Annotated in this window: 10 protein-coding genes and 1 rRNA gene; 6 read left to right on the forward strand and 5 right to left on the reverse strand. The window is 75.0% G+C overall.

Annotation, left to right across the window (positions count from 1 at the left end; translation table 11 throughout):
- Positions 1-97 (forward strand): 5S ribosomal RNA (gene rrf / locus FH609_RS26615); the annotation flags it as partial.
- A 90-nt stretch (positions 98-187) separates the two neighbouring features.
- Here rrf and FH609_RS26620 read toward each other — a convergent pair.
- The 5 genes from FH609_RS26620 to FH609_RS26640 are packed head-to-tail and all read right to left on the reverse strand — an operon-like array spanning position 188 to position 5,384.
- Complete coding sequence (locus tag FH609_RS26620) at positions 188-1,495, reverse strand: DUF58 domain-containing protein (RefSeq protein ID WP_139673270.1); 1,308 nt, start codon at positions 1,493-1,495, stop codon at positions 188-190.
- On the reverse strand, positions 1,495-2,463 hold the full coding sequence (locus tag FH609_RS26625) for an AAA family ATPase (protein ID WP_139673267.1): 969 nt from the start codon (positions 2,461-2,463) through the stop codon (positions 1,495-1,497). The genes FH609_RS26620 and FH609_RS26625 overlap by 1 nt, the downstream gene beginning before the upstream one ends.
- The gene (locus tag FH609_RS26630) at positions 2,460-3,746 is read right to left on the reverse strand and encodes a DUF4350 domain-containing protein (protein ID WP_139673264.1); all 1,287 of its coding nucleotides are present in this window, start codon (positions 3,744-3,746) and stop codon (positions 2,460-2,462) included. The genes FH609_RS26625 and FH609_RS26630 overlap by 4 nt, the downstream gene beginning before the upstream one ends.
- Complete coding sequence (locus tag FH609_RS26635; RefSeq protein WP_139673261.1) at positions 3,743-4,399, reverse strand: DUF4129 domain-containing protein; 657 nt, start codon at positions 4,397-4,399, stop codon at positions 3,743-3,745. The genes FH609_RS26630 and FH609_RS26635 overlap by 4 nt, the downstream gene beginning before the upstream one ends.
- Positions 4,400-4,403: 4 nt before the next feature.
- Positions 4,404-5,384 carry a hypothetical protein gene (locus FH609_RS26640; protein ID WP_139673258.1) on the reverse strand — a complete coding sequence of 327 codons (981 nt, stop codon included), beginning with the start codon at positions 5,382-5,384 and terminating at the stop codon, positions 4,404-4,406.
- A 432-nt stretch (positions 5,385-5,816) separates the two neighbouring features.
- Here FH609_RS26640 and mtnA point away from each other — a divergent pair, with 432 nt between their 5' ends.
- From mtnA to FH609_RS26670, 5 genes are all read left to right on the forward strand, one after another.
- Entirely contained in the window at positions 5,817-6,911 is a 1,095-nt protein-coding gene (gene mtnA / locus FH609_RS26650; RefSeq protein ID WP_139673252.1) for an S-methyl-5-thioribose-1-phosphate isomerase, read from the forward strand.
- Positions 6,908-7,585, forward strand: coding sequence for a two-component system response regulator MtrA (gene mtrA / locus FH609_RS26655; protein ID WP_122399469.1), 678 nt, complete (start codon positions 6,908-6,910; stop codon positions 7,583-7,585). The genes mtnA and mtrA overlap by 4 nt, the downstream gene beginning before the upstream one ends.
- A 7-nt stretch (positions 7,586-7,592) precedes the next feature.
- Complete coding sequence (mtrB, locus tag FH609_RS26660; RefSeq protein ID WP_139673249.1) at positions 7,593-9,443, forward strand: MtrAB system histidine kinase MtrB; 1,851 nt, start codon at positions 7,593-7,595, stop codon at positions 9,441-9,443.
- Entirely contained in the window at positions 9,433-11,259 is a 1,827-nt protein-coding gene (locus tag FH609_RS26665; RefSeq protein ID WP_139673246.1) for an LpqB family beta-propeller domain-containing protein, read from the forward strand. Before mtrB ends, FH609_RS26665 begins: the two co-directional genes overlap by 11 nt.
- 165 nt (positions 11,260-11,424) lie before the next feature.
- Positions 11,425-12,123: a ComF family protein gene (locus FH609_RS26670; RefSeq protein WP_139673243.1), complete on the forward strand. Its 699-nt coding sequence runs from the start codon at positions 11,425-11,427 to the stop codon at positions 12,121-12,123.
- Positions 12,124-12,307 lie beyond the last annotated feature (184 nt).

Below are 12,307 nucleotides of genomic sequence, written 5' to 3' on the forward strand. Positions count from 1 at the left end.
GGAAACGCCCGGTTACATTCCGAACCCGGAAGCTAAGCTTTCCAGCGCCGATGGTACTGCATGGGGGACCGTGTGGGAGAGTAGGACACCGCCGGACAATTATTGAAGATGGTTGAAGGGGATTACCGAGACGAAAGTTTCGGTAATCCCCTTCAACCTTTTTCTGTTTTCTGGGGGTCTCTCGGAGTCAGAGCCGGCCCGAGGTCTTCAGGGCGAGGTAGGCGTCCGCGAGGGCCGGGGCCAGGGCGGCGGGGGTGGCGTCCACGACGGTGACGCCCAGGGTGCGGAGGCGTTGCGCGGTGCGTTGGCGTTCCGCCTGGTGGCGGGCGGCGGCGGCCGCCTCGTAGACGGCGGTCACGGTACCCCGGCGCGCGGCGAGTTCGGCGATGCGGGGGTCGCTGACGGCGGCGACCAGCACGGTGTGGCGTTCCGTCAGCCGGGGGAGCACCGGAAGCAGGCCGGCCTCGACGGGGGCCGCGTCCAGGCCGGTGAAGAGGACCAGCAGGGAGCGTCGGGGCGCGCGGGCGAGGGCCGTGGCGGCGAGCGCTGAGGTGTCGGTCTCCACCAGCCGTGGCTCCAGGGTCGCCAGCGCGGCGACCGTCGCCGGCAGGACGTCGCGGCCGGTGCGGCCCCGGACCGAGGCGCGGGGCTCGCGGTCGAAGGCGAGCAGGTCCACGCGGTCGCCGGCGCGGGTGGCCAAGGCCGTCAGCAGCAGCGCGGCGTCCATGGCCGCGTCGAGGCGGGGGATGTCGCCGACCCGGCCGGCCGAGGTGCGGCCGGTGTCCAGCACGAGTAGCAGGTGCCGGTCGCGTTCCGGGCGCCAGGTGCGGACGGCGACCGCGGATTGGCGGGCGGTGGCGCGCCAGTCGATGGAGCGGACGTCGTCGCCGGGGACGTAGTCCCTGAGGCTGTCGAACTCGGTGCCCTCGCCCCTGGTCAACACCGTGGTGCGGCCGTCGAGTTCGCGCAGCCGCGCCAGCTTGGCCGGCAGATGGCGTCGGCTGGTGAACGGGGGCAGCACGCGCACGGTCCACGGCACCTCGTGGCTGCCCTGGCGGGCGGCCAGGCCCAGCGGGCCGTGCGAGCGGATCGTCACCCGGGCCGCGCGGTGGTCGCCCCTGCGGGTCGGGTGGAGGGTCGTGGTGATCCGCCGGCGTTCGCGGGCCGGGACGGTGAGGCGGTGGCGCGCGGCGGCATAGGCGGCGCCCGGTTGCCAGGCGCTGGGCGGCCAGGCGTCGCGCAGCTCGGCGCGGAGCGGCCGGCCGGCCGGGTTGGTGACGGTGAGGCGCACGTCGGCGGTCTCGCCCAGGCGGGCGGAGGTGTCGCCGTCGCGGGCCAGGCGGAGGGTGCGGACCGGGGCGGCCCTGGCCAGGTCGTAGCCGACGGCGGCGAGCAGCGGCAGCAGCACGGCGAGCACGCCGTGCCAGCCCGGCAGCAGGCCGACGACCAGGGCGCCGAGGGCCGCGATGAGCGCGGTGCGGCCGGTGAGTGCCATCAGCGGGGGACCGGGACGCGGGCGAGCAGGCCGGTGAGGACGCGGTCCGGGGTGACGCCCTCCATCTCGGCCTCGGGGCGTGGCCTGACGCGGTGGCGCAGGGTGGGCAGGGCGAGCGCCTTGACGTCGTCGGGGGTGACGAAGTCGCGGCCGGAGAGCCAGGCCCAGGCGCGGGCGGCGGCCAGCAGGGCGGTGGCGCCCCGGGGCGAGGTGCCCAGGGCGAGGGAGGGCGAGTCGCGGGTGGCGCGGCAGAGGTCGACCACATAGCCGGCGATCTCGGGGGAGACGGCGACCTTGGCGACGGCGGCGCGGGCGTTCTCCAGGTCGGCGGGGCCGGCGACGGGGCGGACGCCGGCGGCGGCCAGGTCGCGCGGGTCGAAGCCGGAGGCGTGCCGGGTGAGGACGTCGACCTCCTGCTCGCGGGTGGGCAGCGGAAGGGTCAACTTCAGCAGGAAGCGGTCGAGTTGTGCCTCGGGGAGGGGATAGGTGCCCTCGTACTCGATGGGGTTCTGGGTGGCGGCGACCATGAACGGGTCGGGCAGCGGGCGGGGCACGCCGTCGACGGTGACCTGGCGTTCCTCCATGGCCTCCAGCAGGGCGGCCTGGGTCTTGGGCGGGGTGCGGTTGATCTCGTCGGCGAGCAGCAGGTTGGTGAAGACCGGCCCCGGCTGGAAGGAGAACTCGGCGCTGCGGGTGTCGTAGACGAGGGAGCCGGTGACGTCGCTCGGCATCAGGTCGGGGGTGAACTGGACGCGTTTGGTGTCGAGTTCGAGTGCGGTGGCCAGGGTTCGGACGAGGAGGGTCTTGGCGACGCCGGGGACGCCTTCGAGGAGGACGTGGCCCCGGCAGAGCAGGGCGACCACCAGTCCGGTGACGGCGGCGTCCTGGCCGACGACGGCCTTGCCGATCTCGGCGCGCAGGGCTTCGAGGACCGCGTGCGGGGCTTCGGCTGATGGGGCGGCGGTCACGTGCTTGGCTCCTCGCCTGTCGTGGGTTCGGTGGTCGGGGGGTGGTCGGTGACGCGGCGTTCGAGGGCGTCGAGTTCGTCGGCGAGGCGCACCAGGGCGCGGTCGTCCTCGGGGGCGGGGCCGAAGAGCAGGGCGTGCACGGCCGTCGGGCCGGTGCCGGCGTGGGCGGCGACGGCCGGGGGCAGGGCCTCGGGGCTGTGGGTGTCGGCGGGTGGGATGCCGACGGCTGGTGCGAGGCGGGTGCGGGTGGCGGTGCGGAGCGCGTCGGCGGCCTGGGCGGTGGCGTGGGTCTGGTGGTAGAGGCGGGCGCGGCCCTCGGTGGTCTCGGCCGCGGGAACGGTGACGGGCAGCGGCTCGGTGAGGACGGGGCCGAGGCGGCGGGCGCGCCAGAGGGCGGCGAGGGCGGCGGCGACGGCGAGTTGCAGGGCGGCCCAGCGCCAGCCGTCGGGCAGCAGTTCGCTGACGGTGCGCCGGTCGGTGTCGGCGGGGGCCTCGGCGCCGGTGGGGAGGTACCAGACGAGGTCGGGGTGGGCGCCGAGGAGTTGGAGGGCGAGGGAGGCGTTGCCGGCCTCGTCGAGGTGGTCGTTGGTGAGGAGGTCGGGGGAGCCGAGCAGCACGGTCTCGCCGGCGGCTTCGGGGGCGTCGGGGGAGTCGGGGGCGTCGGGGGAGTCGGCGGGGACGGTGACCAGGGTGGCGGTGCCCTCGGCCGGGTAGCAGGCGGCGGCGTCGGTGCTGCCCTCGGGGAGGGCATAGCGGTAGCCGCCGAGTCGGGCGGAGCCGGCGCGTTGGGCGGTGGGCCAGTCGCAGCCGGGTTCCCGTTCCTCGGCCTCGACGGGCGGGGCGACGGTGGCGTGGGGGGCGAACGCGGCGGTGGCCTCGGGGCCGGGGGCGAGCAACACGGTGCGGGCGGCGGCGCGTTGGGCGGCGTCGCGGAGGGTGGCGCGGGCCGTCGGGGTGAGCGCCTCGGGCCGGGCGACGAGGAGGGTGGTGTCGGGGCCGGTGGCCGAGGCGGCCTCGGCGGCCGTCTCGGCGAGGGTGGTGGTGACGCCGTGGTCGGCGAGGAGCTCGGCGACGGCGCGGGTGCCGCCGGGGACGGATGCGCGGGGGTCGAGGGTGCCGCTGTCGCCGGAGTTGAGGACGGCGAGGAGGAGGCCGGCGAGGACCAGGGCGACGGCGCCGATGGCGAGGGGCCGGGCGCGGCGCAGGAGGTGGCGGGCGTCGGGGGAGACGGCGGTCCCGGCCGTCTCCCCGGCCGTCGTGGTCGCCGTGTCGGTCGCCGTCATGGTGCGGTCCAGGTGGCGGCGAGGTCGGGCGTGGCGCGGCGTTGGGCGTCGTCGAGGGCGGCGAGTTGGGCGTGGTCGGCGGCGGTGGCGGGTTGCTCGCCGTAGGCGACGGCGTCGAAGAGGGCGGCGGCGGCGTGGAGTTGGGCGGCGAGGTCGGGGAGGGCGCGGGCGGCCTCGGCGGCGGCCTCGGTGGCGGTGCGGCCGGGGCGCGGGTCGAGGAGGGCGCGTTCCTCCAGGGCGCGGACGATGGCGCGCATCCGTTCGCGGACGGCGGGCGCCCAGCGGCCGGCGGCGGCGTGTTCCTCGGCGGCGGCGCGGTGTTCGGCGGCGCTGCGGGGGCGTTCGGTGAACAGGGCGCCGGCGGTGCGGGGCCCGGCGGCGGTGCGCAGGGCGCCGAGGCGGAGGCGGATGGCGATCAGCACGGCGGCGAGGATCAGCAGGATGACGAGGAGGCCGAGCCAGCCGCCCGGGGTGTGGAAGGCGGCCGACTCAAGGGCGCCGAAGAGGCGTTCCCAGAGCCAGTTCCAGGCCCGGCGGACCGGGCCCGGCTCGTGGCGGGTGTAGAGGTGTTGGGAGAGTTCGCGTTCGGCGGCCTCCCGAGCCGGGTCTCTGGGCACGGTGAGCGGGGGGCCCACCTCGTCCGCCGAACGCATGGGGTCAACGCTCCGGGTCGGGCTGGTCGGGGGAGCCCTCGTTCCGGGTGAGGCCGGCGGCGCGGGCGAGTTCGAGGTCGAGGGCCTCGCGGCGGATGCGCTGGTCGATGTAGAGCAGGGCGGTGACGCCGGCGCTGATGGGGAGGGTGATGGTGGCGGCGATGATCGCGCCGATGCCGGAGAGGATCAGATAGGTCCAGGTCAGATCGCTCATGCCGCCGGTGAGGGAGTCGGTGCCGTTGCCGTCGATGAAGCCGGCGATGGCGGCGGTGGGGAACTCGATGATGCCGCTGACGACGACGACCAGCAGCAGCATGAGGAGTTGGATGCCGAAGATCCGCCACCAGGTGCCCTCGACGAGCTTGGCCGAGCGGCGCAGGGAGGCGATGACGCCCTGGCGTTCGAGCATCAGCGCGGGCGCGGCGAGGGAGAGCCTGACGTAGAGCCAGACGGCGAGGACGAAGCCGCCGACGAGGCCGAGCACGGCGAGGGCCGGGATGCCGCTGAGGGCGAGGACCAGGCCGGGGACGGCGACGGCGAGGACGGCGAGGAGCGGAACGAGCAGCACGACGCCGAGCAGGCGCAGCAGCCGGCTGCGGGAGTCGGCCCACGCCTCGGCGAGGGTGACGTCGCGGCCGAGGACGGCGCGGCTGACGACGATGGTCAGCATGGCGGTGGCCAAGACGCTGCCGAGCAGGGTGACGACGCCGGTGACGGAGCTGAACGCGAGGATGTCGCCGAGGGCTTGGCGCAGCTCCTCGTCGGTGGGGTTCGGGTTGTCCTCCAGGGCGGCGAGGCCCTCGCTGTCGCTGAGCCACAGGCGCATCGCGACGGTGGCGACGACCTGGGTGACGATGGCGATGCCGAGGCTGATGACCAGCACGGTGCGCCAGTGGGCGCGGGCGGTGGAGACGGCGCCGTCGAAGAGTTCGCCGAGGGTGAGGGGGCGCAGCGGAACGACGCCCGGCTTGGGTGCCAGGGGCATGGGTCCCCGTCCGCCCCAGCCGGGCGGGGGGCCGCCCTGGCCGGGTGGCGGCCCGGTCCAGCCGGGTGGTGGGCCGCCCCAGCCCTGGGGCGGCCCACCGGGCGGGCCGGAGGGCTGGCCGCCGGGCTGGGGCGGGGGCCCGCTGTCCGGGCCGGGGGACTCGGGTCCGGGCGAGGTCCAGCCCGGCTTGTCGCTCACGGTTGCTCCCTTGTCGGACGTCTGTCGAACGTGTCGTGCGTCGAAGTCGTGCGTCGAACGTGTCGAGGGTGTCGAACGTGTCGAACGGTTTTCTGGGGTTACCCCTGCGGCCGGGTGCCGGTCCCGCCGTGGTCCTGGCGCCCATCGTGCCATGGCGGTGGCGCGGTGCGGCCGGCGGAGTTCGTGGCGCGGTCGCGCCTTCTCTCGGCGGGGGTCGGGCGGCAGACTGGGTCAATGGCTGATCTCAGAGTCCCCACCCTCCGCTGGGCGGAGCCGCCCGAGGGCCCGGTGTTGTTGCTGTTGGACCAGACCCGACTGCCCGCGGAGGAGGTGGAGTTGACGGTCACGGATGTTCCCGGGCTGGTGGCGGCCATTCAGTCGCTGGCGGTGCGGGGAGCGCCGGTGCTGGGCGTCGCGGGGGCGTATGGCGTCGCGTTGGCGGCGGCGCGCGGCTTCGACGTGCGGGAGGCGGCGCGGCTGCTGGCGGAGGCGCGGCCGACGGCGGTGAACCTCGGGTACGGGGTGCGGCGCGCGGTCGCGGCGTTCGAGGCGGCGGGCGGCGTGGGCGAGGTGGCGGCGGCCGCGGCGCTGGCGGAGGCGCGGGCGCTGCACGAGGAGGACGTCGAGGACAGCGAGCGGATGGCGAGGCTGGGGCGGGAGTTGCTGGGCGAGCTGCTGCCGGGCGGCCGCTATCGGCTGTTGACGCACTGCAACACGGGCGCGTTGGTGTCGGTGGGGGGCGGAACGGCGTTCGCGGTGGCGCGGGCGGCGCATCTCGCGGGTGAGCTGCGGCGGCTGTGGGTGGACGAGACGCGGCCGCTGTTGCAGGGCGCGCGGCTGACCGCGTGGGAGGCGGCGCGGGAGGGGATGCCGTACACGGTGCAGGTGGACGGCGCTGCCGGGTCGCTGTTCGCGGCGGGCGAGGTGGACGCGGTGCTGGTGGGCGCGGACCGGATCGCGGCCGACGGCTCGGTGGCGAACAAGGTCGGGACCTACGGTCTCGCGGTGTTGGCGGGCCATCACGGGGTGCCGTTCGTGGTGGTGGCGCCGGTGAGCACGGTGGACCTGTCGACGCCGGACGGGGCGGCGATCCAGATCGAGCAGCGGTCCGGGCACGAGGTGACGGAGCTGGCGCCCGGGATGCCGGTGGCGCCGGTGGGGGCGCAGGCGTACAACCCGGCGTTCGATGTGACGCCTCCGGAGCTGATCACGGCGATCGTCACGGACCGTGGTGTGGTGACGCCGGTGGATCACGGCCGGCTGGCGGAAGTGTGTTCCAGATCACGTTCATATGAGTCGCCATCGGGCAATGGGATGATGGACGCATGAAGGGACGCGTACTCGTCGTCGATGACGACACCGCGCTGGCGGAGATGCTGGGCATCGTGCTGCGTGGGGAGGGGTTTGAGCCGTCGTTCGTGGCGGATGGCGACAAGGCGCTGGCGGCCTTCCGGGAGATCAAGCCGGATCTCGTGCTGTTGGACCTGATGCTTCCCGGTCGGGACGGCATCGAGGTGTGCCGGCTGATCCGGGGCGAGTCCGGGGTGCCGATCGTCATGTTGACGGCGAAGAGCGACACCGTCGACGTGGTGGTGGGTCTTGAGTCGGGCGCCGACGACTACATCGTCAAGCCCTTCAAGCCGAAGGAGCTGATCGCCCGCATCCGGGCGCGGCTGCGGCGTTCCGAGGAGCCGGCGCCCGAGCAGCTGGCCATCGGCGACCTGGTGATCGACGTCGCGGGGCACTCGGTGAAGCGCGGCAGCCAGACGATCTCGCTGACGCCGCTGGAGTTCGACCTGCTGGTGGCGCTGGCCCGCAAGCCGTGGCAGGTGTTCACCCGTGAGGTGCTGCTGGAGCAGGTGTGGGGGTACCGGCACGCGGCGGACACCCGGCTGGTCAACGTCCATGTGCAGCGGCTGCGTTCGAAGGTCGAGCGGGACCCGGAGCGTCCCGAGATCGTGGTGACGGTGCGCGGCGTGGGCTACAAGGCCGGATCGAGCTGAGCTGACGGTGTCGGACCGGGTGTGGTGGCACGGCTCCCGGCTGCTGTCCGAGGGGGCGAACAGCGGTCGGGCGCAGCCAGCCATCCGGATTTTCGGCCGGGTGGCGCGCGGCCCGCTGCTGTCGGTGATGCGGCTGTGGCGGCGCAACATCCAGCTGCGGGTGGTCGCCTCCACGCTGCTGCTGTCGCTCGCGGTGGTGCTGGTGCTGGGCGTGGTCGTGGTCGGCCAGGTCCGCAACGGGCTGCTGGAGGCGAAGCGGCAGACGGCGCAGAGCCAGGCCGACGGCGGCTTCGCGGTCGCCGAGGACCTGGCCGTGGACGCCGACGAGCGGGGCGACACCGGCACCGGGCAGGCCGTCGACACCAGTACCTGGCTCAACAACATCGTGGAGCAGCTGGCCAGCGGCGGGCAGGGCGTCTACTACGTGGTGGCGCTCAGCTCGGACCTGTCGCCGCTGTTCGGCTCGGACGCGAGCCCGGCGCCGCCGCGCGGCACCCGTTCCATGGGCGACATCGAGGCGGCGGAGAGCGTCTCGCCCGAGATGCGGGAGGCCGTCGACCGGCACTCGGCGACCCACCGGCAGTACGGCACGGTGGTGCGGGAGAACGGCGAGACCGAGGCCGCGCTGATCATCGGCAAGCGGCTGCCGGACAACGAGGGCAACCAGTACCAGCTGTACTACCTCTTCCCGTTCACGCAGGAGGAGAAGTCGCTGAGCCTGGTCACCGGGACGCTGGCCACGGCCGGGCTGTTCCTGGTGGCGCTGCTGGGCGCGATCGCCTGGCTGGTGGTGCGGCAGGTGGTGACCCCGGTGCGGATGGCGGCCAGGATCGCGGAACGGCTGGCGGCGGGGCGGCTCCAGGAGCGGATGAAGGTCAGCGGCGAGGACGACATCGCGCGGCTCGGGGAGTCGTTCAACAAGATGGCGCGCAACCTCCAGACGCAGATCCAGCAGCTGGAGGAACTGTCGCGGATGCAGCGCCGCTTCGTCTCGGACGTGTCGCACGAGCTGCGGACGCCGTTGACGACGGTGCGGATGGCGGCCGACCTGATCCACGAGGCGCGTGGCGACTTCGAGCCGGCGACGGCGCGGTCGGCGGAGCTGCTGCTCAGCCAGCTGGACCGGTTCGAGTCGCTGCTGGCCGACCTGTTGGAGATCAGCAGGTTCGACGCGGGCGCGGCGCATCTGGAGGCGGAGCCGACGGACCTGCGGGACGTGGTGCACCGGGTGGTCGAGGGCGCCGAGCCGCTGGCCGAGCGGAAGGGCGGCCGGCTGGTGGTGCGCGGCGACGGCACGCCGGTGGTGGCGGAGGTCGATCCGCGCCGCATCGAGCGGGTGCTGCGGAACCTGGTGGTCAACGCGATCGAGCACGGCGAGGGCCGGGACGTGGTGGTGCGGCTGGCGGCCGGCAGGGACGGGCAGGCGGTGGCGATCGCGGTGCGGGACTACGGCATCGGGCTGCGGCCCGGCGAGGCGGAGCGCGTCTTCAACCGGTTCTGGCGGGCCGACCCGGCGCGGGCGCGGACCACGGGCGGTACCGGCCTAGGGCTGTCCATCGCGATGGAGGACGCGCGGCTGCACGGCGGGCTGCTGGAGGCGTGGGGCGAGCCGGGCGGCGGGGCGCAGTTCCGGCTGACGCTGCCGTGCACGGTGGGCGGGCGGCCGCGCCGTTCGCCGCTGCCGCTGGAGCCGGACGACTCGCAGGCGCGTCGGGCGCTGCGGGCCGGCGCGGTGGCGGCGGCGCGCGCGGTGTCGGCGGCGCCGGGCGACGGCGAGGGGCCGGCGGCGGGGGCAGCGGACGGGGCTTCGGCGGCGAGTGGCGCGGTCACCGGCGGGGAGGGCGGCCATGAGCGGTGAGGCGCGCCGGCGCCTGCCGGTCGCGGTGGTGGCGCTGGCGCTGCTGCTGTCCGGCTGCGCGTCGATGCCGAGCGGCGGCTCGGTGCAGCGGGTGGACTCCTCGCAGCGGGCCGAGGGCGACTCCCAGGTGCGGGTCGACGGGGTCAGCCCGCAGGAGGACGCGGCGCCCGAGGAGATCGTCCAGGGCTTCCTTGAGGCCGTGACCAGCGACGACGCCGAGTACGAGACGGCCAAGGAGTATCTGACGCCCGAGCGGCGGGAGTTGTGGGACCCGTTCCACAGCACCACGGTGCTCACGACGGGCGTCAGCAACCGGCTGCTGGACGCCGAGACGGACGCCGGAACCGAGGAGGGCACCGGCCAGGTCGAGATCTCCGGCACCCGGCTGGCCAACGTCGACGACGCCCATGTCTACAGCCCCCGGGAGGGCGAGTTCCGCACGGTGCTCCAGCTGCGGAGGATCGAGGGGCAGTGGCGGATCGACATGCTGCCGGACGGGCTGGTGATGGGCGAGGCCGACTTCCGGCGGATCTACCACGCGGTCAACACCTACTACTACGCGGACCTGCGGCCCGAGTCGGACCGCGTCGACGGCGGCGACGGGGTGCTGGTGCCGGACCCGATCTATGTGCGGCGGCGGGTGGAGCCCGTCTCGGAGAGCGTGCGCACCCTGTTGGCCGGGCCGAGCGAGTGGCTGAGCCCCGTGGTGACCTCGGCGTTCCCCGGCGACGTCCAACTGACCGGCGACGGCGTCAACATCGACGGGGAGGGCCGGCTCAGCGTGCGGCTCGCGGGGGTGCCCGGCGGCTGGCCGGAGTCCCGGTGCGAGCGGATGGCGGCGCAGCTGTTGCACACCGCGCAGGACGTGGCGTCGGTCGAGGTCACCGAGGTCAGGCTGCGGACCGCGTCGGGCGACCGGCTGTGCGACGAGACGGCGACCGAGGCGCGCGGCCTGGCGCCCGGGCTGCTGGACGGCGACGCCGAGCAGGGCTACTACCTGGACGAGGAGCACCGGCTGGTCTCGCTCTCCGACGACCACGACGAGAAGCCGTTCCCGGTCAGCGGCCCGCTCGGGCAGCGCGAAGCGGGGCTGCGCAGCGCGGCGGTCAGCCGCGACGGCGACCAGGCCGCCGGGGTCAGCATGGACGGCTCGACGCTCTATGTCGCGCCGCTGTCGGACCGCGACGCCGAGCCGGAGGCGATGGCGCTGGCCGACCCGACCGACGAGAACGGCGGCCTCTCCGCGCCCAGTTGGGACGGCCTGGGCGACCTGTGGCTGGCCGACCGGGACGCCGAGGAGCCCCGGCTGCTGCGGCTGAGCGACGGCGGGGGCACGCCGAGGGAGGTGCCGGTCGAGGGCCTGCGCGAGGGGCAGCGGATTCAGGCGCTGCGGGTGGCGCCCGACGGGGTGCGGATCGCGATGCTGGTGGGGGACGAGGAGCGCACCTCGCTGCTGCTGGGCCGCGTGGAGCGGACCGAGACCGAGGAGGGCACCGACGTCTCGGTCACCGAACCCCGGCCGGTGACGCCGCAGTTGGCGGACACGGTGGCGGTGTCCTGGGCGGGCGACAGCGGCCTGGTGGTGGTCGGCCGGCCGGTGGACGGGGTGGAGCAGATCAGCTACGTGGAGACGGACGGCTCCACCGGCGGCGCGCCCAGCGTGCCGGGGCTCAACGACGTCCGGGCGGTCGCGGTGACCGAGGAGGAGGGCCGGCCGATGCTGGCCGAGACGGGGAACCGCATCGCGCGGCTCGGCGAGGACGGCCAGTGGAAGCTGGTCGCCGAGGTGGGATCGACGCCGCTCTACCCGGGCTGAGCCTGCGCCTAGCGGCGCGGCGGCGGGGCCCGTTCGACGGCCGGCTCGGGGGGACGATCCGGGTTGACGACTCGGGTTGACGACTCGGGTTGACGCCGGGGCCCGTTCGGGGGAACGCCGCCGGAACTGCGGTGTGCCGCCCGGGTGATGGGCCACGGTGGGGCCATGCGCGGATGGTGGCGGGAGATCTGTTCCCTGGTGCTGCCCACCGAGTGCGCCGGCTGCGGCCGGGGGCGCACGGGTGTGTGTGAGCGTTGCGCGGACGAGCTGCGCGCCGGTCGGGTGCGCCGGGTGTATCCGGTGCCGACGCCGGCGGGCCTGCCCGGGGTCTGGGCGTCGGCGCCGTACGCCGACGCGGTGCGCGGGATGCTGCTCGCGCACAAGGAGCGCGGGATGCTGCCCCTGGCCCGCCCGCTCGGCGGGGCGCTGGGGCGCGCGGCCCTGGCCGCGCTGGCCGGGCGGCCGGACGCGGAGTGGGCGTTGGTGCCGGTGCCCTCGGCCCGGTCGGCCGTCGCCCGGCGCGGACACGACCCGACGCGGCGGATCGCGCTGCGGGCGGCGGGCGCGCTGCGCGGCGCCGGCCTGGCGGCCCGGGTGGTGCCGGCGCTGCGGCAGGTGCGTCCGGTGGTGGACCAGGCCGGGCTCTCGGGGCGCGAAAGAGCGGAGAACGTGGCGAACGCGCTGGCCGTGCGCCCCCGGGCGCTGCCCGCCGGCGCGCGGGTGCTGCTCGTCGACGACGTGGTGACCACGGGCGCCTCGCTCGCCGAGGCGGCGCGCGCGGTGCGCGCCTCCGGGGCGGAACCGGTGGCGGCGGCCGTGGTCGCCGGGCCGCTGGCCGCGTGGGTCGGGCGTACGCGCGGGTAGGGGTGCCACACCGGCGTTGACAGCGGTACGTTCGAAGGAGAGCGGATGATGCGCATTCCGGTTCGGATGACGCGATCAGCTCGCCATAACAGTAGATGCGCATATGTTCGCGAAGGATCGACTTCCGACCACATCCCCTGAGAGTCCCGGAAGAGGAGGGGGTGTTGATCTTCCTCCCCGGGGA

This window comes from Streptomyces sp. 3MP-14 (genome assembly GCF_006334905.2).
GTDB classification, from domain to species: domain Bacteria; phylum Actinomycetota; class Actinomycetes; order Streptomycetales; family Streptomycetaceae; genus Streptomyces; species Streptomyces triticirhizae.

What these genes read in the sequence shown, in the direction of transcription:
- FH609_RS26620 (WP_139673270.1), bottom strand. Translation starts at nt 1,495, where the DNA reads ATGGCACTCACCGGCCGCACCGCGCTCATCGCGGCCCTCGGCGCCCTG.
- FH609_RS26630 (WP_139673264.1), bottom strand. Translation starts at nt 3,746, where the DNA reads ATGACGGCGACCGACACGGCGACCACGACGGCCGGGGAGACGGCCGGG.
- FH609_RS26635 (WP_139673261.1), bottom strand. Translation starts at nt 4,399, where the DNA reads ATGCGTTCGGCGGACGAGGTGGGCCCCCCGCTCACCGTGCCCAGAGAC.
- FH609_RS26640 (WP_139673258.1), bottom strand. Translation starts at nt 5,384, where the DNA reads ATGCCCCTGGCACCCAAGCCGGGCGTCGTTCCGCTGCGCCCCCTCACC.
- mtnA (WP_139673252.1), top strand. Translation starts at nt 5,817, where the DNA reads ATGGCTGATCTCAGAGTCCCCACCCTCCGCTGGGCGGAGCCGCCCGAG.
- mtrA (WP_122399469.1), top strand. Translation starts at nt 6,908, where the DNA reads ATGAAGGGACGCGTACTCGTCGTCGATGACGACACCGCGCTGGCGGAG.
- FH609_RS26665 (WP_139673246.1), top strand. Translation starts at nt 9,433, where the DNA reads ATGAGCGGTGAGGCGCGCCGGCGCCTGCCGGTCGCGGTGGTGGCGCTG.
- FH609_RS26670 (WP_139673243.1), top strand. Translation starts at nt 11,425, where the DNA reads ATGCGCGGATGGTGGCGGGAGATCTGTTCCCTGGTGCTGCCCACCGAG.